The following is a 19640-nucleotide window of genomic DNA, read 5'->3' on the forward strand; positions in this document are numbered from 1 at the left end:
CAGCCGGACATCAGTCGGACGTCGTCGGCTGCAGCGTCTCGCGGGCCGTGGGCAGGATGTTCTTGATGTAGTCCTCGACCACCGCGTCCAGGCCGATGTCGTGCTGCGCCCGCTCGCACAGGTACCAGCGGTGTTCGAGCAGCTCGTGGTAGATCTCGGCCGAGTCCATGGCGCCGCGCAGCTCCAGCGGTACGGCCCGCACGGTGGGCCGGAAGACGTCGCGCACCCAGCGGTGCGCGAGCACCTCGGGGCGGGCGCCGAGGGGGTCGCCCGGGGCGTAGTCGTCCTGGGTGGCCATCCAGCTCTCCAGGTCGTTCAGCAGCCGCCTGGCCTGGTTCTCCTCGGTGTCCAGGCCCGTCAGGCGCAGCAGCTGGCGCTGATGGTGGCCGGCGTCGACGACCTTCGGCACGAAGGTGACCGTGTCGCCGTTCGCGGCGTGCTCGATCTGCATCTCGGCCACGTCGAAGCCGAGGTCGTTCAGGCGGCGTATCCGGCGCTCTATGTAGTGGTACTTGCCCGCCGGGTAGACCGACGTGCGGGTCAGCTCCTGCCACAGGCTCTGGTAGCGGGCGCAGATCTCGGTGCCGAACTCGATCGGGTCGACGGAGGGGTGCAGCGCCCCGGAGGCCTCCAGGTCCAGCAGCTCCCCGCTGATGTTGACCCGCGCGAGGTCCAGGTCGTAGTCGCGCTGGCCCTCGCTGAGCTGCGGATGCAGATCACCGGTCTCCGCGTCCACCAGATACGCGGCATAGGCGCCCGCGTCGCGCCGGAACAGCGTGTTGGACAGCGAGCAGTCGCCCCAGGCGAACCCGGCGAGATGGAGGCGGACCAGCAGCACGGCCAGCGCGTCCATCAGCCGGTGCATGGTCGCCGGACGCATCGTCGTCTCGAACATCGAACGGTACGGCTGCGACCCGCGCAGGTGCCGGGTGACCAGGACCGACTCCAGCGGGCCGCCCTCGGCGTCGGTGCGGCCGGTGACCACGGCGAGCGGGTCGACCGCGGGAATGCCGAGGCGGTCCAGATCGCGCAGCAGCTCGTACTCACGCAGGGCCGGGCGCTCGGCGAGCTCCTTGACGGCGATCACCTCGCTGCCGGCCCGGGCGTAGCGCACGACGTGGCGGGAGATACCGCGCGGGAGCGGGACCAGGACCTCCTCCGGCCATTCCTCCAGCGGCAGCTGCCAGGGCAGCTCCAGCAGCAGGCCGGGGTGCTCCGGATTGGTCGCGCTGATCTGGAGTGCCATGGGCCGTTCGTCCTCGCCTCGCGGTGATCGTCAGCTCACCCTAAAGGGCGCGTTCCCGGGCCTGAAGAGCAGCTTCCCGCACCGGGCCCCGGTGCAGCGGCCCGTGTCCGGGCAGGAGTACGTCGCCCTTGAGGCCTTCGAGCACGGCCAGTGACGCCACGGCCTGGGCGCGCTCGCGGTGGAACATGTCCGGCAGCAGCTGCGGGCCCTTGATCCGCGATGTGGGGTGCCCGCTCACCAGCGCGTCGCCCGCGATCACCACACCGGCGTCCGGGAGGTGGTAGGCGCAGTGACCGTCGGTGTGGCCGGGCGTGTGGACCGGGACGGGACGGCCGGGCAGGTCCAGCGGGCCCGCCGCCGGGAACGCCTCGGGGGAGGTCACCGGGACGTGCGCGGTGCCGCCGGAGCGGATCGCGTGGATCGCCCAGGGCAGGACACCCGGCCGCCAGCCGTTGCGCAGGACCGTCCCGACGGTCACCTGGTGCAGGAACTCCCGCCGGGCGTGCGGCACTTCGGCCTCGTGGAGGTATATCGGCGTACCGTACGTGTCGCGCAGGTACTCGGCGTTGCCCAGGTGGTCGGTGTGCGCGTGCGTGATCAGTACGGCCGCGACCGCCTCCGGTGCACTGCCCACCTCCGCCAGGGAGGCGAGCAGTTTCGGCCGGTCCCCGGGGTAGCCCGTGTCGATCAGCGTGACCGCGTCCCCCTCGGTCAGGATCACCCAGTTCGTGTTGCTGCCGTGCACCAGATAGGTGCCGTCCGCGACTTGCTGCACATCTGCCCGCATGATCGTCCCGCGTGGTGAGGTCTGTGCCCGACGGACCCAGCAAAGCAGATCAACGAGAACGTGTGACCGGCGGGTCGGGACGCATCCCGAACAGGAACCGCGTCAGCCGCGTTCTGCGCACCAGCCCCTCGTACAGCGCGAAGATCACCACCAGCGAACCGGCCACGATCACCACGTACTCGACCACGATCGGCGCCGACCAGCCCACCACGCCGTACGCCAGCGCGACCACGACCGGCTGGTGCAGCACGTACACGGGCAGCGCGGCGATCCCGAGGTGGGCCATCGCGCGCGACGGCGCCCGGGCCTCACGCGGGCGGTCCAGCAGCCCGAGGATCGCCACGACCCAGCACCAGCCCGCCGCCCCGAAGACCGCCCGCGTCACCAGCGCGAAAGGGCTCCCGTCGGTGAACGGGTCGTCCAGTGAGACGAACCCGGGCGCGGTTCCCGCGAACAGGACCAGCCCGGCCGCGCCCACCGGCACGGCGAGCCGGCGCAGCGCGGCACGCACGCGTGCGTCATCGGCGAGGGCGTAGCCGAAGAGGAAGAACACCAGGTAGGCCCAGCGGTTCCAGCCCGCGAAGCCCTCCTCCATGCCCAGGAACGCGTTGATCCCGGCGAGCGGGAGGAGGGGCAGGAGCAGCAGGGCCGGACGCCGCTCCACCGCCGGCCCCAGGCGCTCCGACCTGGCCGCCGTCGGCGCCGCGACGGGCGCGATGAGCAGGCTGAAAGTGAGCAGGAGCACGACGAACCACAGATGGCCCGTCTCGAACTGCTCCCCGTCGAGGACGAACGGGAAGTCGGCCGCGTCCAGATGGACGGTGAGGAAGCGGGGCCAGAAACTCCCGTACGACTCGTCGTAGCCGGGGTCGGCGGCCCGCAGCCGCAGCCACTGGGGGAGCGGGCACAGGACGAGCGTCCCGAAGACCAGCGGAACGCCCAGGCGCAGCAGGCGCTCCCGGGCGAAGCGGGCGGGACCGCGCCGGCGGATCGAGTACCGGGAGCCGAGCCCGGCGACGAGGAACAGCATGGGCATCGCCCACACGACCCCGAACCCGGCGAGCACGGTGATGGCCTCGGTCGTCCGCGGGTTCTTGACGTAGAAGTCGTCGTCCGGCGAGAACACCAGGGCGGAGTGGAAGAGGACCAGACCGAGGACGACCAGGACGCGCAGCGTGTCGAGTTCGGCGCGGCGGGGAGCGGTGGCCGGGACCTGCGTCTGGGCGCTCATCCGGACCAGTGTGGGGGCGCGTCGGGGCTTCGCCCAGAGGAAGGGCTGCCTCCGGCACCGTCCGCCGGAGGCAGGCCCCGCGTGCGCCCGAAGCGGCCGCCTCTCCGCCTCAGTGCACGCCGTGCGGGCGGAACTGCACGCTGATGCGTGGTCCCGCGGCGCGTGTGGTCTTCGGTATCGAGTGCTCCCAGGTCCGCTGGCAGGAGCCGCCCATCACGATGAGGTCGCCGTGCCCCAGCGGACGCCGAATCGTCTGGCGGCCGCCCCGCATCGAGCGCAGCAGCAGATCCCGGGGCGCGCCCACGGAGAGGATCGCGACCATGGTGTTCTCGCGGGCGCCCCGTCCGATCCGGTCCCCGTGCCAGGCGACGCTGTCCCGGCCGTCGCGGTAGTAGCAGAGCCCGGCCGTCGTGAAGGGCTCGCCCAGTTCCTCGGCGTAGTGCTCGGACAGTGTGTCCCGGGCCTCGGCGAGGACGGGGTGCGGCAGCGTGTCGTCGGCGCCGTAGAAGGCGAGCAGCCGCGGTACGTCGACCACGTGGTCGTACATCGTGCGCCGCTCGGCACGCCACGGGACCTCGGTGGCGAGCTGTTCGAACAACGCGTCGGCCCCGCTGAGCCAGCCCGGCAGGACGTCGATCCACGCGCCGTCGGCGAGCCGGGTGCGGCGGATCCCGGCGAGGGAGCCGAGCCGCAGCTCGTCGGTCTGGTCGAACAGGGAGCCCTGGAGGTGCGTGGCCATGCTTCCAGCGTACCCCTGAATCGAAAATCTGTTCCTATTCGGTTTCCGGCGGGCTTCTCGCACCTCTTTCGATCGGGTTTCCCGTCCCCTCTTTGGATACATTGGTGTATCGGATACATTCACGTATCGAACGGGGGTGCCGGTATGACGGTTCAGGAAACGACCAAGCGCGTCACCAAGCGCCGCGTCCGTACGCGGGCCAACCTCCTCGACGCCGCGTTCGCCGTGTTCGCCGCCAAGGGGTTCGGGCGCGTCTCCATCGAGGAGGTCTGCGAGGCCGCCGGCTACAGCAGGGGCGCCTTCTACTCCAACTTCGGCAGTCTGGACGAGCTGTTCTTCGCCCTCTACCGGCAGCGCGCCGACGTGATCGCGGAGCAGGTGTCCGGGGCGCTCGCCCTCGACGGGCCGGACCTGGACGTGCCGGCCGCCGTGGAGCGGGTGACCGACGTGCTGCTCCTGGACCGCGACTGGCTGCTGGTGAAGACGGACTTCCTGGTGCACGCCGCCCGCCACCCGGCCGTCGCGCAGACCCTGCTGGAACATCGCGCCCGGCTGCGCGAGGCCATCGCCGAACGGCTCGCCCGCGCACGGGGCCACACCGAACTGCCCGCCGTGCTCGGCGACATCGACGGCGCCGCCCACGCGGTGGTCGCCGCATACGACGGAGTCACCACCCAACTGCTGCTGGACAAGGACGTCGAGCACGCTCGGGAGTGGCTGGGGCAACTGCTCACCGCGCTGCTCTCCGACGGCAGCGACACCACCCGATGAGGACATGAGGAAGGGACGGTCGCCATGGATGCCGACGTCATCGTCGTCGGAGCGGGACTCGCGGGCCTGGTCGCCGCGAGCGAACTGACCAGCCGGGGCCGCAGGGTCGCGCTGGTGGACCAGGAGAACGCCGCCAACCTCGGCGGGCAGGCGTTCTGGTCCTTCGGCGGGCTCTTCCTCGTCGACTCCCCGGAGCAGCGGCGCCTGGGCATCAAGGACTCCCTCGACCTGGCCTGGAACGACTGGCAGGGCAGCGCCCAGTTCGACCGGGCGGACGACGAGGACTCGTGGGCGGTGCGCTGGGCGCGTGCGTACGTCGAGTTCGCGGCGGGCGAGAAGCGGGCCTGGCTGGACACACACGGCATCAAGTTCCTGCCGACGGTCGGCTGGGCCGAGCGCGGCGACCTGCGCGCCGACGGCCACGGCAACTCCGTGCCCCGGTTCCACATCGCCTGGGGCACCGGCACCGGCGTCGTGGAGCCGTTCGTCCGGTACGCCAAGCAGGCCTCGCGCGACGGGCTGCTCACCTTCTACCACCGGCACCAGGTCGACGAGCTGGTCATCGAGGACGGCGCGGCGCGCGGTGTGCGCGGCACGGTCCTTGCCGACGACCACTCGCCACGCGGCGTCGCCTCCAACCGCGACCGCGTGGGCGAGTTCGAGCTGACCGCCCAGGCCGTCGTCGTCACCACCGGCGGCATCGGCGCCAACCACGACATCGTCCGCCGCTACTGGCCCGAGCGCCTCGGCACCCCGCCCACCGAGATGGTCACCGGCGTCCCCGCCTACGTCGACGGGCGGATGCTCGACATCAGCGACCGGGCGGGCGTACGGCTGGTCAACCGCGACCGCATGTGGCACTACACCGAGGGCCTGCAGAACTGGGACCCGATCTGGCCCGGCCACGGCATCCGCATCCTGCCCGGACCGTCCTCCCTGTGGTTCGACGCCCTCGGCCGCCGCCTGCCCGACCCCTGTCTGCCGGGGTACGACACCCTCGGCACCCTCAAGCACCTGCGCACCGACGCGGACATCGCGGACTACGACCACTCCTGGTTCATCCTCACCCAGAAGATCATCGAGAAGGAGTTCGCGCTCTCGGGCTCCGAGCAGAACCCCGACATCACCGCCAAGGACCGCGCCGGGTTCCTCAAGGAGCGGGTGCTCGGCAAGGGCGCCCCGGGGCCGGTGGCGGCGTTCCTGCGCAACGGCGCGGACTTCGTGACCGCCTCCAACCTGGAGCAACTGGTCGGCAAGATGAACCAGTTGACGGACAAGCCGCTCCTCGACGCGGAGGGCATCCGGCGCCAGATCGAGGCGCGCGACCTGCAGATCGCCAACCCCTACAGCAAGGACGCCCAGGTGCAGGGCATCCGCAACGCCCGCCGCTACATCGGCGACCGCCTCGGCCGCGTCGCCACCCCGCACCGCATCCTCGACCCGGCGGCCGGCCCCCTGATCGGCGTCAAGCTGCACATCCTGACCCGCAAGACCCTCGGCGGAATCCAGACCGACCTCGACTCCCGCGCGCTCGGAGCCGACGGCACGCCCATCGACGGTCTGTACGCCGCGGGCGAGGTCGCCGGGTTCGGCGGCGGCGGCGTCCACGGCTACAACGCCCTTGAGGGCACCTTCCTCGGTGGCTGCCTGTTCTCGGGCCGGGCGGCGGGCCGGGCCGCGGCGCGGCAGACGGCCTGACGGTGGTGTGCGGCCCGTCTCCTCACGCCTGGAGGAGGCGGGCCAGCACGGCGGCGTGACTCTCCTCGGGGGACTTCGACGCCGTCAGCAGCGTCACATCGCCCTTGCTCGCCAGCTCCCGCACATGATCGACGAGTTCGGCCGCCTCGGGCTCGGCCAGCTCCGCCTCGTAGCGGCCCGCGAACTCCTCGTACGACCGCTCGTCCGCGTGATACCAGCGCCGCAGCTCGGTCGACGGGGTGAGTCCCTTGGGCCACTCGTCCACCCGGGCCGCGTCCTTCGACAGTCCGCGCGGCCACAGCCGGTCGACCAGGACACGCACTCCGTCCTCGGGCTCGGGTGCTTCGTAGACACGACGGATACGAACGCTCATGGCCGGCCCTTCTCGGGTGCGAGTTCTCAGGTGCGAGATCTGGGGTTGTGATTTCTCGGGTGTGCGCTCTCGGGTGTGTGCTCTCGGCGCGGGTGGGCAACCCGTCGGACCTGACGAGTTCCTCACAAGTGTCGGTCAAGGTCTATTCATGATCACGCACAAGCCCCGTGTCGCCCTGCTGGCCGCCGCCTCGCTGCTGATGACCGGCTGCGGCGGCGGTGCCGCGGCGACGCCGGACCACGAGCCCGCTGCCGCCGGGCCCACGACCAGCAGGCCCAAGCCCGACATCGCCCTCGGCGCGGCGCTGCGGCGACTGCCGGGCCTGGGCCCCGAGACCTGGGCGAAGCTGCCTTCCGAGACCCGGCAGGTGGTCGTGGTCAGCGGACAGGGCAGGAACTCGGCACGGTCCAAGGTCGTCCTGTACGAGCGCACCGACACCGGCTGGGAGCCCGGCGCCGAGTGGCCCGCCCACAACGCCCTGCGCGGCTGGACCGACCGGCACCGCGCCGGCGATCTGCGTTCGCCCATCGGAGTCTTCACCCTCACGGACGCCGGTGGACTGCTGCGCGACCCCGGCAGCAGGCTGCCGTACGACCACGGCGTCGGATTCACCACCACCGGCACCGGCTTCGAGGGCGAGCCCCTCGCGGGCTCCTTCGACTACGTGATCGCCATCGACTACAACCGCGAGCCCGGCAATTCCCCCCTCGACTGGACCCGCCCCCTCGGCGCCGGACGCGGCGGCGGAATATGGCTGCACGTCGACCACGGCGGGCCCACGCAGGGCTGCGTCAGCATCGCGCGCGAGCACATGAGGGAACTGCTGCTCGCTCTCGACCCCGACCGGCACCCCGTCGTCGTCATGGGCGACGCCGGCTCGCTGGCCCACTGAGACCCCGAGCCGTTTAGGATTCCGCCGCGTGTGCGCACATGTGCTGGTCGCCGAGGACGAGGAGATGCAGGCCGAACTCATCCGCCGCACCCTGCTGGCGGAGGGTCACACCGCCACCGTGGTCCACGACGGGCCCGCCGCGCTGGACGCGGTCCGGCGCCGGCGGCCCGACCTGGTGGTGCTGGACCTCATGCTGCCGGTGATCGACGGCTTCGGGGTGTGCCGGGTGCTGCGCCGGGACGACGACGTCCCGGTGCTGATGCTGACGGCCCGCTCGGCGGAGGACGATGTGCTGCTCGGCCTCGAACTCGGTGCCGACGACTACATGACCAAGCCGTACAGCCCGCGCGAGCTGATGGCCCGGATCCGTACGGTGCTGCGGCGCAGCGGGCGGGCCGGCGGGCGGCGCGAGGAACCCGTCGTACGCGCGGCGGGGATCGCCGTCGACCCGGTACGGCACGAGGTGCGGTGCGACGGGGCGGCTGTGGAGTGCACTCCCGCCGAGTTCGAGATCCTGCTGGCCATGGTCGCCGAACCCGAACGCGTCTTCTCCCGACGGCAGTTGCTGGAGTGCACCCGGGGCACCGACCGGGCCTCCACCGAACGGGCCGTCGACGTCCACATCATGAACCTGCGCAAGAAGATCGAGGCCGACCCGCGCCGGCCCGCGCGGCTGCTGACCGTCTTCGGCGTCGGCTACAAGCTCAGCGGCGCCCGCGCATGACCGCGCGGATACCGCTGCGCAAGCGCCTGCTGGTCCGGCTGCTGATCGCCTCGGTGCTGAGGCGGCGACGGCCTGGCTGGCGGTGGAGACCACCACCCGGGCGCTGCGGGAGGAGCAGGGACAGGTCCTCGCCGAGGACATGGACGTCCTCGCCCGGCTCAGCGGCTATGCCGCCACCCACGCCGACTGGAAGGGGGTGGAGGAGACGGTCCGTGAGCTGTCCGCGCGGACCGGCCGCAGGATCGCCCTCACCACCACGGACCGCCGGACCATCGCCGACTCGGCGCCGCGCGGCACCTCACTGCCGCCGCGCGCCGCCGCCACCGTCGACCCCCTGCACATCGACACCTACACCGAGCGGGGAGCGCAGCGCGGCGGAGTCGATCCGCGCGTCGTGGGCCCGTACCGCGTGACCGACGAGGAGCGGGCCCGGCTGGAGAAGCTCGCCGATCTGCGGCAGCGGTGCTTCGCCCGCAACGGCTACGAGGCCACCGTCGTGCAGACGCCGAGCGGCCGGCCGGTCGTCACCGACCACGACGGACCCGTCTCGGGTGGGGTCGTGCCCGACGAGTGCGCCGACGGACTGCTCAACACCCCCACGCCGACCGAGGACAAGGCACTGTCCGACCTGAACGAGCGCGCCCGCGCCTGTCTCGACCGGCACGGACTGAGCCCCGGTTCGGACGCATTCGTCGCGGTCGACGTGACCGAGAAGCAACTCGGCACCCGCTACCTCATGGGCAAGACGGCCCGGCCCGGCGACCGAGCGGCGCTGCGCGACGCGGACCGCTGCGTCGACGCGGCACGCCGCGCCCAACTCGACCCGTACGTCGCTCCCGTGGCTGAACTCTTCCTGGGCGGCGGGGACACCACCGCCGTCCGGTTCGACATGTCACCGGCCAACAAGGCCAAGGTCGTCGGCGCAGCCGGACTCGTCCTGGCCGTCACCGTGGCCGTGACCGGCGGCGTCGCGACCCGGCTCGTCCGGCCGCTGCGGGCGCTCACCGAGGCGGCCCAGCAGCCGCCCGAGCTGCATGCGCGGGTCCCCGTCACCACCCGCGACGAGACCGGCATCCTCGCCGCGGCCTTCAACGAACTCGCCGACCGCCGGGAGCGGTTGGAGGCCCAGCGCAAGGCGATGGTCAGCGATGTCGCCCATGAACTGCGCAGCCCGCTCACCAACATCCGCGGCTGGCTGGAGGTCACCCGCGACGGCGTCGTCGACCCGGATCCCGCACTGCTCGCCTCCCTGCACGAGGAGGCCCTCGTCCTCCAGCGCGTCATCGACGACCTGCAGGACCTCGCCGCCGCCGACGCCGGCACGCTGCGTCTGCACCGCGAGCCCGTCCGCGCCGACGAACTCCTCGACCAGGTCGCCGCCGCCCACCGCGTCGCCGCCGACACGGCCGGTGTCGCCCTGCGCACCACGGCGGACGGCACGCCCTGGCTGGACGCCGACCCCGTCCGGATGCGCCAGGCGCTCGGCACCCTCGTCTCCAACGCTCTGCGCCACACGCCGGCCGACGGCACGGTGACGCTCGCCGCCCGGCGCGACGGCGACGACGTCGTCCTCGACGTCACCGACACGGGCACCGGTATCGACCCCGAGGATCTGACGTACGTCTTCGACCGGTTCTGGCGTGCGGAGAAGTCCCGCAGCAGGCGCACCGGAGGCAGCGGACTCGGCCTGCCGATCGTGCGGCACCTGGTCGCCGCGCACGACGGCACGGTCGAGGCGGCGAGCGAGCCCGGCGCCGGTTCCGTGTTCACGCTGCGGCTGCCGGCCGCCCCGGCGCCGGAGTGAGCCGGGCGGCCGCGACACATGTCCCGCCGGGGCCGTCGGTCACCCGGCCCGCTGCCGCAGCGCCCTTCGCTCGGCCTCGCTCTTGCCGCCCCAGATCCCGATGAACTGGTCCTTGTCCAGCGCCCAGCGCAGACACTGCTCCCGGACCGAGCAGCGCCGGCAGACGGCCTTCGCCTGCTCCGTCTGCAGGACTGTCGGCCCCGATGTGCCGATCGGGTAGAAGAGGTCGGGGTCCTCATGGCGGCAGGCGGCGTGGTTTCGCCAGTTGTCCATCAATGTCACCTGCGATCGTCGAACGTGCCCTCGGTGGATGCATTACTCGTTTTCGAGTCGCCTGTCGATGCGCAAGTGAAACCCCGTTGGATCCCGGCAGATCCGGTCACTGTTCCCGAATGCCCCACGGGGAGCCGTATACGGTGAGCAGGTCCAGGAAGGGGCGGGCCGGGAAAGCCTCCGGGCCCAGCACGCCCGCGCCCGACCAGACGCCGGTGGCGAGGAGTTCGAGCGCGACGACCGGGTTGAGGGCGGTCTGCCACACCACCGCCTGGCTGCCGTACTCCGCCATGGACCACTGGTTGTCGACCACGTGGTACAGATACACCTCGCGCGGCTGCCCGTCCTTCACCCCCCGCACCCAGGTGCCGGCGCAGGTCTTGCCGTGCATCCGCTCGCCCAGCGTCGCCGGGTCCGGCAGACACGCGGCGACGACGTCCCGGGGCGAGACCCGCACCGGCCCGTCGGCGCTGGGCACCGTCACCGGCTCGGTGCTGTCCAGGCCCAGCAGGTGCAGTGTCCTCAGCGTGCTGACGAACTCCTCGCCCAGGCCGTACTTGAACGTCACGCGCCGCGCGTCGACCCAGCGCGGGACCAGCAGCACCTCCTCGTGCTCCACGTTCACGCACTCGACCGGGCCGATGCCCTCGGGGAAGTCGAACAGTTCCGGCTCGCTGAAGGGTTCCGTGGTGAACCAGCCGCGCCCGGCCTCGTAGACCACCGGCGGATTGAGGCACTCCTCGATCGTGGTCCAGATGCTGAAGGACGGCGCGAAGTCATAGCCGTCCACGGTGAGGTTCGCGCCGTCCCGGACGCCGATCTCCTCGATCTCGTCGAACAGTTCGTCTGCCGCGTACCGGGCGAAGACGTCCGACAGTCCCGGCTCCACGCCCATGCCGACCAGCGCCAGCGCACCCGCCTTCTCCCAGTCGGCCGCCTGCTCGAACTGAGCGTCGCCCAGCTTGACCCCGCACTCCTCGTACGGCCGCTCCGGATGCGGCCGCGACAGCGACATCGCCATGTCGACATATGTGGCCCCGGCCGTGCGCGCGGCCTGGAACAGCGGCATCACGAAGCGCGGGTCGGTGGCGTTGAGGAGTACGTCGCACGCGTGCCGCTCCAGCAGCGCGACCACCGCCGCCTCGTCGCCCGCGTCGACGCGCTCGGCCAGGAAGCGGGCGTCACCGCCGAGTGCCGCGACGGCCGCCTCGGCGCGCGCGGGGTCGTAGTCGGCGACCACCATCGCCTCGAAGAACGGACGCCGGGCGGCGATCCGGGTGATGGCGGTGCCCACCCCGCCGGCGCCCACGAGCAGTACACGCATGACAAGTCTCCCTCGACTGAAGGTCTACGACTGAAGGTCTACGACGTGGTGGGGCCCCGCCGGAGATACAACCCCGCCCCTTCGCGTAAGGTCAATGGCGTTGGCGTAAGGATGGAGGATGCGATGCCCAAACCGGTCGTACCGGAGGAAAAGCGGCGTCGACGTCGTCCCACCAAGAGTGGCAACGTGCTGTCGGAGCGGCTGATAGTCGACACGGCGTTGCGCATACTGCGCGAACACGGCAGCGCCGGGCTCACCGCCCGCCGTCTCGGCCTGGCGCTCGACGCCGACCCGAGCACGCTGTACCGGTACTTCCGCGGCATGGACGATCTGACCCTGGCCATCGGCGACGCCCTCATGGGCCAGGCGCTCGAGGGCTGGGAGCCGACGGGGGAGTGGCGTGAGGACCTGCGCGCCGTCGGCCTGCGCATCCACGCCGCGTATCTGGCCCATCCGCAGGCCGCCGTGCTGACCACCAGCCGGGTCACCGGCCGGTCCAACGAACTCGCCGCCGACGAGGCCGTGCTGGACATCCTGCGCGGGGCCGGATTCCCGTTGCCGGACACCGTCCGCATCTACCACGCCTTCATCGACCAGACGCTGGCCTTCGCGGCGCTCGACGCGGCGTCGCTGGCCCTGCCGAGCGATGCGCTGCGCGCCGACGAGGACATGTGGCGGTCGACGTATGCGCGGCTGCCTCGCGCGACGCATCCCCGGATCGCCGAGGCGGCTTCGCTGCTGGCTGCTCGGATGGTGAACAGTGCGTATCCGACGGCCTTGGAGATGCTGCTCGACAGTGCCGCCGGCCGGCTCGAGGCGGTCCGCTGACGGTGCCGCGCCGCCGTCTTCGGTCTACGGCGCCCTCGTGGCCGGTCGCCTTGTGGTGCCTGCCGCAGGACGATCCTTCGACTCGCTCAGCGCCGCAGTGCCTCCGCCGCCGTGGCCGTCACCGCCTCGGTCACCGCCGCCAGCGCGGGCGAGTCCAGCTTCCACTGCTGCCAGTACAGCGGGACGTCGACCGGGCGGTCCGGGGCGAGCTGCACGAGGCGGCCCTCCCGCAGGTGCGGTTCCGCCTGGGCCTCGGGGAGCAGGCCCCAGCCCAGTCCGGCGACCACGGACGACAGGAAGCCCTCCGAGGTGGGGACGTGGTGCCGTACCGTACTCGCGCCCGTACGGGTGCGCCGCAGCCCGCGGACGAAGGCGTCCTGGAGATCGTCACTGCGGTCGAAGGTCATCACCGGCGCCCGCACGAGCGCGTCCCCCAGCGGACCGCCGAGATGCCGGTCGGCGAACTCCGGGCTCGCCGCGGCCAGATAGCGCATCCGGCCCAGCGGTCGCACCGAACAGCCCGCCACCGCGTCCGGTGACGACGTCACCGCCGCCATCACCAGCCCCTCCCGCAGCAGCGTCGCCGTACGGCTCTCGTCCTCCCGGCGCAGCTCGAAGCAGAGCCGCGGCTCCTCGGGCACCCGCGTGAGCGCCGCCAGGAACCACGTCGCCAGCGAGTCGGCGTTGACCGCGATCGACACCCGGGTCGCGTCTCCGGCACCGCTCAGCCCGAGCTCGGCCCGTGCGTCGCGCTCCAGCCGGGCGAGCTGGCGGGCGAACCGGACGACGACCCCGCCCGACTCGGTCGGCCGCACCGGCTTCGTCCGCACCAGCAGCACCCGCCCCGTGCGCTGCTCCAGCGCCTTCACCCGCTGGCTCACCGCCGACGGCGTCACATGCAGCGCCGCGGCGGCCGCGTCGAAGGTGCCCTCGTCCACCACCGCCAGCAGCGTCCGCACCTGGTCGAGGGGAAGCTCGGTCAGCTCAGTCTTCATATCTGCTAAAGATACGTAAGAATCTTTAGCTGTACGTCGAGAGAACGCTTCCCTAGCGTCAATGGCATGACAAACGCCTTGACCACGGCCGTCGCCGGATTCGGCACCGGCCTCTCCCTGATCGTCGCCATCGGCGCCCAGAACGCCTTCGTCCTGCGGCAGGGGATCCGCCGCGACGCGGTCCTCGCCGTCGTCGGTATCTGCGCCCTGTCCGACGCCCTGCTGATCACCCTGGGCGTGGCCGGCGTGGGAGCGGTGGTCGTGGCGTGGCCGGGGGTGCTGACGGCGGTCGCGTGGATCGGCGGGGCGTTCCTCCTCTGCTACGGCGCCCTCGCCGCACGCCGGATCTTCAAGCCGGGCGGCGCGCTGCTGACGGACGGCGACGCGGCGGGGTCACGGCGACGGGCGGTGCTGACCTGCCTCGCGATGACCTGGCTCAATCCGCACGTCTACCTCGACACCGTCTTCCTGCTCGGCACGATCGCCGCCGACCGCGGCCCGCTGCGCTGGACGTTCGGCCTCGGCGCCGCGTTCGCCAGCCTGTGCTGGTTCGCGGCGCTCGGCTTCGGGGCGGGCCTGCTGAGCCGCCACCTCGCCAAGCCGGTCGCTTGGCGCGTCCTCGACGGAGTGATAGCCGCGACGATGATCGCCCTCGGCGCCTCCCTCATCGCCGGAAGCTGAGACGCCGATCCAGGCGTTCTGGGGGATCAACGCCCCCGCCCGCAATGCCTCCATCGCCCGCCTGGTGCCGGCCGACGAACTGCGGCCATCGTCCAACGCCGCGCGGGCGTACGGGAGATCGCGGCGGGGACGCGGGGCATGCGGCGAGCCAGACCTACGCGTCGTACGGCGAAGGCTCGCCCTCGGGCTGCTGTTCGCGGCGATCCCGATCGGCGCGATGGCCGGTGAGCTGTTCTCCGGTACCTTCTCCCGGGCCCGTGGGCACGGCCGGACGGTGATCGGTGCGGTCGTGCCTGGGGCGCCGCCATCGTCCGGATTCGGTCTGAGCGGCGGCCTGTGGCCCTCGCCGGGGTCGCCGACATGGTCTCCATGGTCTTCCGCGGGGTGATCAGAGCACACTGCGCCGGCGCTGCCCGTACTGCTCCATCAGCTTGCCCCGGGTCATCTCCAGCCGGTACGCGAGGATTTCGGCGACGTGCCGTACCAGCGTCAGACCGAGCTCGGGCTTCTCCTCGCACAGCCGCAGCACCGCCGCCGCGTCGAACTCGTAGGCACGCACCGGGCTGAAGGCCTCCGCGCCGAAGTCCCACTGGAACGGCGGGAACAGCCAGGACCAGCCGAGCAGATCACCCGCGCCGAGGCTGGCGACGGTGACCCGCTGCAGGGACGACACGCGCTGGTCGAGGGAGACGGCGCCCGAGCGGATGACCCAGAAGCGGTCGGCCGTGCCGCCCGCCTCGAAGATCCGGGCGTCCTCCGGGAAGGAGACCTCCCGGGCCAGCGACATCAGATGCCCGCGCTGCGGTGGCGGAAGGGCGGTGAGTAGTTTGATCGCTTTGGTCATGACACGGGGCTCCTCGCCGAGGACTGAGGTTCCGGTGCGTTCCCTGCGTCCATTTTCCGGCTGCCGCCGCCCTGAGCACCTCGGCGGAGGGCGATGACCGACGGAATCTCGCCCGCGGCTCGACGAGGGCATGAAAAAGCCCTGGCTGGACGGGGGAGGCCAGCCAGGGCCGTAGGTGGTGGTGCAGGGGGGACGGATGCTGTCTACCCCGAGACCACGTATGGATGAACCGTAAACCATCTACGGGGGTTGCGCGTAAGCGAGACCGGGGTACGTGACCGGTTTCACTCAGGTGCGGGTGTCAGGTCCGCTCGGCGTGCTTGCCCGGAGTCAGGATCTCGTCCAGCACCGTGAGCACGGTCTCGTAGGCCAGCGTCCGTACGCCGGCGTCGCGGGCCGCCTCCGGATCGGTCGACCTCAACGTCTCGCTTCGTGCCCGCCATGTCCGCTCCTCCTGCCGGGCACAGGCCCTGGCGCGCTGCATCCGTCGCAGCAGTTCGTCTGAGTCCACGACATCGGTCATGAGTTCCGCGTACCCAGTTATCGGGCCGACGTGCGGTCATCCGTCCGGCGTCCGCACGGGCACGCCCAGCGGACGGGCCAGACCGGTCACGCCCTCGTCGAGGCGCTGCAGATGCCGCAGGACGCGATCGGTGACCCGGCCGTAGCGCGGGGCGCCGGGACTCGACGGCCCCAGCAGGGAGGCGATGCTCGGTCCGGTCTCGATCTCGTCCTTGGCGTGTTCGTCGGTGACGTGCGCGGTGATCGCGTCGAGGTTGTGCGCGATGCGCCCCGCGGCCCGGCGCAGCCGGGGATCCGCCGCGATCGAGGGGTGGGTGGGCAGCAGCTCGGCGGTCGCCGCCAGCGTCCTCGCGTGGTAGGCGCACGTCTCCAGCAGTGCCACGACATAGCGGGCGGTCTCCCGTCGGGCCCGCAGTGGTGTCACCGGATGCGTGAGCGGCTGGGTGGCGGCTCGCAGGTCGGCCAGCGCCTGGTCGAGCTCGCGCGCCTCGTCGAGCAGCTCGACGGGCGGCCCGCCGCTGAGCTGCTCGACGGCGCTGCGGGTGACGTCGCCGAGCCGTTCCAGCACGGTGGCGAGGAGTTCGTTGGTACGGCGGTCCGTCTGCACCGGCAGCACGAAGGCCGCCGCGATCACTCCGCAGGCCGCGCCGAGCGCCGTCTCCTCGATGCGCAGCACGAGCACCGAGAGGCTGTAGGTGTGCAGCAGGGTGTAGAGCAGGCCCAGTGCCGCGGTCACGAAGAACGACGACAGCGTGTAGGACAGCGGTGCCGAGTAGAACATCGCGAAGACGAACAGCAGCACCAGCGCGAACGCCGTCCAGGTGTGGTGCCCGACGGCGCCCGCCAGCACGATGCCGGCCAGCACACCGAACACGGTCCCCAGCAGACGGCGGTAGCCCTTGACCAGGATCTCGCCGGTGGAAGCGGTGTTGAGGAACACGATCCAGCAGGTCAGCACCGCCCAGTACCAGCGGTCGCGGGACAGCAGCTCACCGCCGACCATGGCCAGCGCCGACCCCACGGCCACCTGCACCGCGGCACGGGTGGTGGGCCGCCGCAGCCCGGTGGGTTCCTCGGCGGGGGCCTCCTCCTCGGCGTCGAGCACGGCGTCCTCCGCGTCCAGCTCCTCGCGGGAACGGGCGGTGGCCGGGGAGTCGTCCGACTCGTCCTGGGCCGCGCCGAGCGCGATGCGCAGCCCGAGCACGGCACGCGCACTCTCGCCGATGGCCCGGAAGACGTCCTGCACCGGGGGTGAGGCGGCGGGCAGGTTCTCCTCGTCGCGGTAGCCGAGGAGCCGGTTGCGCAGATGGGACACCGAGGCTCCGGCGGCGACGGGGCGCAGGACGAGCAGGCGCAGCGCCTCCAGGTCCCGGCGCAGGGTCGCGGTCGCCGCGTCCTGTACGGGCTGCCGCCCGCCGGAGGGGACGGGCGCGCCCGGCAGATGCAGGGCCAGCGTGTCCACCCGCTCGGCGCCGCGTGCGCGCAGCAGCGACAGCCCCAGGCGCTCGGCGGCGATCTCCGCGTCCGCGACACGCCGTTGGACGAGCCGGGCCGCCGCCTCATCGACGGCCCCGGAGTCCAGCCGGCCCTGGATCAGCAGCGCCGTCTCATGCAGGCGCGCGGTGCCCTCGCGCACATGTTCCAAGGCCCGGTCCGCCTCCTCGGGACCGGCGTCGAGCAGGTCGAGCTGGGCGGACAGCAGCTGGGCCAGCCGGGCGCGGAAGGCCTCGCGCAGCCGCTGGAGCACTCCGGTCGGCGTCTCGGGGACGAGCAGGAAACGCACCACCGCGCTGCACGCGAAGGCCACGGCGACCGCGCGGAACAGCTCGGGCAGATCGCTCACGGTCGCGCCGACGAAGAGGGAAATGAAGTAGATCTGGAAGCCGATCAGACCGAGCGCGGTGCCGCGGTCGCCGAACCGGCGGCCGTAGACGGCACAGAAGATGAGCGCGACGAAGACCAGGTCCCCGGCCACGACATTGCTGTGCAGAGCCGCCGCCAGGGTCATGGACGCCAGTGCCACCGGGAGTCCCACGGCGAGCGTGAGCGCCTGCTGCCCGCGCTGCTTCTCCCGGATGGCGAAGGTGGAGACCATCGCCGCGAGCGCCCCCGACACCAGATGGGTCACGTCGGTGCCCAGCAGGGCGAGCACGGCGACGGAGAGGGCGATCGAGCCCGCCGCGCGCAGGCCCGCCGTCAGCCTCAGCAGCCCGGGATCCGACGCGGCGACACGGTGGCGCAACCCCGGCCGGACCGGCTCTCCCGCTGCCCTCACGCCGTCGTACTCTCTCCCGCTCTCTTCGTGGTCAGGGCGTGGGCCCCGGCTCGGCCGGGGCCGTCACCTCATTCATCCGTCCCCTCGGCGGTCCCCGCTCCGTCCTTTCCGCCGATCTGCGCCCGCAGCTGCTCCGGCGTCAGATACGCGTGGACGTACTCGAAGTCCTTCAGCTTGGCCGGACTGCGCGACAGGAACCCGGTGCGCACGAAGTCGTCGCCGGCCACGGCGTTGAGCAGCCAGTTCGTCATGACACGGGTCTTGGCGACGTTGGTGCGCAGCGCCGACCAGTGGTAGCCGCGGGCGACGGCCATCGCGGGCAGGCCCTTCAGCTCGATGCCGAGCGGCTTGGAGACGGCGTCGCGGCCGCCGAGGTCGACGACCAGGCCGAGGTCCTTGTGCCGGTACTGCCGCAGGGGCTGCCCCCGCAGGGCGGCGATCACGTTGTCGGCCACGGCCTTGCCCTGGCGCATCGCGTGCTGGGCGGTGGGCGGGCAGACGGCGTCCTCCTCGGCCTTGGCCGCGTCGGGGACCGCGGCGGCGTCGCCGAGCGCGAAGACTCCGTCGGACCCGGGCAGGTTCATCTCGGCCGTGACCGCGAGCCGGCCCCGCACCGTCTCGGCGCCCAGCGTGCCGATCAGCGGGCTGGCGACCACGCCGGCGGTCCAGATCAGGGTGCGGGTGGGCACCACCCGGCCGTCGGTGAAGGTGACCTCCTCGGGACCCGCCTTCGCGATGGACACGCCGAGGGAGATGTCGATGCCGCGCTTGCGCAGGATCTCCTGGGCGTCCTTGCCGAGCTTCTCGCCGAGTTCGGGCATCAGCCGCGGCGCGATGTCGATCAGATGCCACTTGATCAGGCGCGGGTCCAGCCGTGGATAGCGCTTGACCGCGTTGTGTGTCAGCATCTGCAGACACGCGGCGGTCTCGGTGCCCGCGTATCCGCCGCCCACCACCACGAACTGCAGCCGTGCCGCGCGCTCGTCCGGGTCCTGGCTGGCGTCTGCCAGGTCCAGCTGTGAGATGACGTGATCGCGCAGGTATGCGGCCTCCGCGAGCGTCTTCATGCCGTACGCGTGGTCCGTCAGCCCCGGGATGTCGAAGGTGCGGGTGATGCTGCCGGGGGCCAGCACGATGTAGTCGTACGGCTCGTTGACGACCTTGTCGGTGATGGTGCGGACGACACAGACCTTGCTCGCGAGGTCCACGCCGATGGCGCCGCCCGGAATGATCCGGGTGCGGTACCTGCGGCTGCGGCGCAGGGACACGGCGATCGACTGCGGGGTCAGGACGCCGGAGGCGACCTGGGGCAGCAGCGGAAGGTAGAGCTGGTAGGAGGACGGCGTCACCAAGGTGATCTCGGCCTCGTCGGGGGAGAGTTTGCGTTCCAGCCGGCGAACGCATCCGACTCCGGCGAAGCCTGCGCCAACCACCAGGATCCTGGGTCGTGTCACGGTGATCATCCCTTCTGCGGCTCCAGGCGGTTTGCCTCGACGTCGTTCGCCTGCCCCTGGATCGCTGCTTCGCACGCATCGATCCCACCGCGCCACCGGTCGTTCCGCCAGCCGGGTGCGGCAGGCAGATGAACCCGTCGTGAGCCACCCTGCCCCAACCGGTGCCGGGGCACACCGGT

Annotated in this window: 18 protein-coding genes and 2 pseudogenes; 8 read left to right on the forward strand and 12 right to left on the reverse strand. The window is 71.8% G+C overall.

All coding sequences use genetic code 11. From position 1 onward, the window contains the following. Positions 1 to 10 precede the first annotated feature (10 nt). The 4 genes from ACZ7NC_RS34925 to ACZ7NC_RS34940 form a co-directional block, all read right to left on the reverse strand. Positions 11 to 1246, reverse strand: a complete 1236-nt coding sequence (locus ACZ7NC_RS34925) for a DUF4032 domain-containing protein (protein WP_471494320.1) — start codon at positions 1244 to 1246, stop codon at positions 11 to 13. 40 nt (positions 1247 to 1286) lie between these two features. Next, positions 1287 to 2033 (reverse strand): MBL fold metallo-hydrolase, encoded by a 747-nt coding sequence (locus tag ACZ7NC_RS34930; RefSeq protein ID WP_471494322.1) that lies wholly within the window; start codon positions 2031 to 2033, stop codon positions 1287 to 1289. Between the two features lie 49 nt (positions 2034 to 2082). Further along, the gene (locus tag ACZ7NC_RS34935; RefSeq protein ID WP_471494325.1) at positions 2083 to 3264 is read right to left on the reverse strand and encodes an acyltransferase family protein; all 1182 of its coding nucleotides are present in this window, start codon (positions 3262 to 3264) and stop codon (positions 2083 to 2085) included. A gap of 109 nt (positions 3265 to 3373) precedes the next feature. Beyond that, positions 3374 to 4003, reverse strand: a complete 630-nt coding sequence (locus tag ACZ7NC_RS34940) for an alpha-ketoglutarate-dependent dioxygenase AlkB family protein (RefSeq protein WP_471494327.1) — start codon at positions 4001 to 4003, stop codon at positions 3374 to 3376. Positions 4004 to 4147: 144 nt separating this feature from the next. Here ACZ7NC_RS34940 and ACZ7NC_RS34945 point away from each other — a divergent pair, with 144 nt between their 5' ends. Both ACZ7NC_RS34945 and ACZ7NC_RS34950 read left to right on the forward strand, forming a co-directional pair. Then, the gene (locus ACZ7NC_RS34945) at positions 4148 to 4774 is read left to right on the forward strand and encodes a TetR/AcrR family transcriptional regulator (protein ID WP_471494329.1); all 627 of its coding nucleotides are present in this window, start codon (positions 4148 to 4150) and stop codon (positions 4772 to 4774) included. 24 nt (positions 4775 to 4798) lie between these two features. Continuing rightward, positions 4799 to 6472 carry an FAD-binding dehydrogenase gene (locus tag ACZ7NC_RS34950; RefSeq protein ID WP_471494331.1) on the forward strand — a complete coding sequence of 558 codons (1674 nt, stop codon included), beginning with the start codon at positions 4799 to 4801 and terminating at the stop codon, positions 6470 to 6472. Between the two features lie 22 nt (positions 6473 to 6494). On the opposite strand, the gene ACZ7NC_RS34955 is transcribed toward ACZ7NC_RS34950, so the two are convergent. After that, a complete protein-coding gene (locus tag ACZ7NC_RS34955) occupies positions 6495 to 6845 on the reverse strand; it encodes a DUF488 domain-containing protein (RefSeq protein WP_471494333.1) in 351 nt (116 codons plus the stop codon). Between the two features lie 148 nt (positions 6846 to 6993). On the opposite strand from ACZ7NC_RS34955, the gene ACZ7NC_RS34960 reads away from it, so the two are divergent. The 3 genes and pseudogenes from ACZ7NC_RS34960 (at position 6994) to ACZ7NC_RS34970 (ending at position 10265) form a co-directional block, all read left to right on the forward strand. After that, positions 6994 to 7737, forward strand: coding sequence for a hypothetical protein (locus ACZ7NC_RS34960; RefSeq protein ID WP_471494336.1), 744 nt, complete (start codon positions 6994 to 6996; stop codon positions 7735 to 7737). Positions 7738 to 7765: 28 nt separating this feature from the next. Beyond that, complete coding sequence (locus tag ACZ7NC_RS34965; protein ID WP_471494338.1) at positions 7766 to 8461, forward strand: response regulator transcription factor; 696 nt, start codon at positions 7766 to 7768, stop codon at positions 8459 to 8461. Then, a pseudogene (locus ACZ7NC_RS34970) lies at positions 8458 to 10265 on the forward strand (sensor histidine kinase). The gene ACZ7NC_RS34965 and the pseudogene ACZ7NC_RS34970 overlap by 4 nt, the downstream one beginning before the upstream one ends. Before the next feature lie 39 nt (positions 10266 to 10304). Here ACZ7NC_RS34970 and ACZ7NC_RS34975 read toward each other — a convergent pair. Beyond that, a complete protein-coding gene (locus ACZ7NC_RS34975) occupies positions 10305 to 10538 on the reverse strand; it encodes a WhiB family transcriptional regulator (protein ID WP_471494340.1) in 234 nt (77 codons plus the stop codon). Positions 10539 to 10644: 106 nt separating this feature from the next. Next, complete coding sequence (locus ACZ7NC_RS34980) at positions 10645 to 11862, reverse strand: saccharopine dehydrogenase family protein (RefSeq protein ID WP_471494342.1); 1218 nt, start codon at positions 11860 to 11862, stop codon at positions 10645 to 10647. A 123-nt stretch (positions 11863 to 11985) separates the two neighbouring features. Between ACZ7NC_RS34980 and ACZ7NC_RS34985 the strand changes: the two genes are divergently transcribed. After that, on the forward strand, positions 11986 to 12690 hold the full coding sequence (locus ACZ7NC_RS34985; RefSeq protein ID WP_471494344.1) for a TetR/AcrR family transcriptional regulator: 705 nt from the start codon (positions 11986 to 11988) through the stop codon (positions 12688 to 12690). 86 nt (positions 12691 to 12776) lie between these two features. Here ACZ7NC_RS34985 and ACZ7NC_RS34990 read toward each other — a convergent pair whose 3' ends face one another. After that, complete coding sequence (locus tag ACZ7NC_RS34990) at positions 12777 to 13685, reverse strand: LysR family transcriptional regulator ArgP (RefSeq protein WP_471494346.1); 909 nt, start codon at positions 13683 to 13685, stop codon at positions 12777 to 12779. 66 nt (positions 13686 to 13751) lie between these two features. Here ACZ7NC_RS34990 and ACZ7NC_RS34995 point away from each other — a divergent pair, with 66 nt between their 5' ends. Together ACZ7NC_RS34995 and ACZ7NC_RS35000 are read left to right on the forward strand one after the other, a co-directional pair. Next, positions 13752 to 14366, forward strand: a complete 615-nt coding sequence (locus ACZ7NC_RS34995; RefSeq protein ID WP_471494348.1) for a LysE/ArgO family amino acid transporter — start codon at positions 13752 to 13754, stop codon at positions 14364 to 14366. A gap of 10 nt (positions 14367 to 14376) precedes the next feature. Continuing rightward, positions 14377 to 14756 (forward strand): annotated as a pseudogene (locus tag ACZ7NC_RS35000) (hypothetical protein); the annotation flags it as partial. Here the strand turns inward: ACZ7NC_RS35000 and ACZ7NC_RS35005 are convergent. The 4 genes from ACZ7NC_RS35005 to ACZ7NC_RS35020 all read right to left on the reverse strand — a co-directional run bounded on the left by ACZ7NC_RS35005 (position 14755) and on the right by ACZ7NC_RS35020 (position 19470). After that, complete coding sequence (locus ACZ7NC_RS35005) at positions 14755 to 15210, reverse strand: cyclic nucleotide-binding domain-containing protein (protein WP_471494350.1); 456 nt, start codon at positions 15208 to 15210, stop codon at positions 14755 to 14757. The pseudogene ACZ7NC_RS35000 and the gene ACZ7NC_RS35005 overlap by 2 nt on opposite strands. 301 nt (positions 15211 to 15511) lie before the next feature. Beyond that, positions 15512 to 15733, reverse strand: a complete 222-nt coding sequence (locus ACZ7NC_RS35010; protein ID WP_471494352.1) for a hypothetical protein — start codon at positions 15731 to 15733, stop codon at positions 15512 to 15514. A gap of 36 nt (positions 15734 to 15769) precedes the next feature. Beyond that, on the reverse strand, positions 15770 to 18007 hold the full coding sequence (locus ACZ7NC_RS35015; protein ID WP_471494354.1) for an FUSC family protein: 2238 nt from the start codon (positions 18005 to 18007) through the stop codon (positions 15770 to 15772). 68 nt (positions 18008 to 18075) lie between these two features. Further along, the gene (locus ACZ7NC_RS35020; protein ID WP_471494356.1) at positions 18076 to 19470 is read right to left on the reverse strand and encodes an NAD(P)/FAD-dependent oxidoreductase; all 1395 of its coding nucleotides are present in this window, start codon (positions 19468 to 19470) and stop codon (positions 18076 to 18078) included. Positions 19471 to 19640 lie beyond the last annotated feature (170 nt).

Source organism: Streptomyces sp. NPDC111802 (assembly GCF_055634335.1).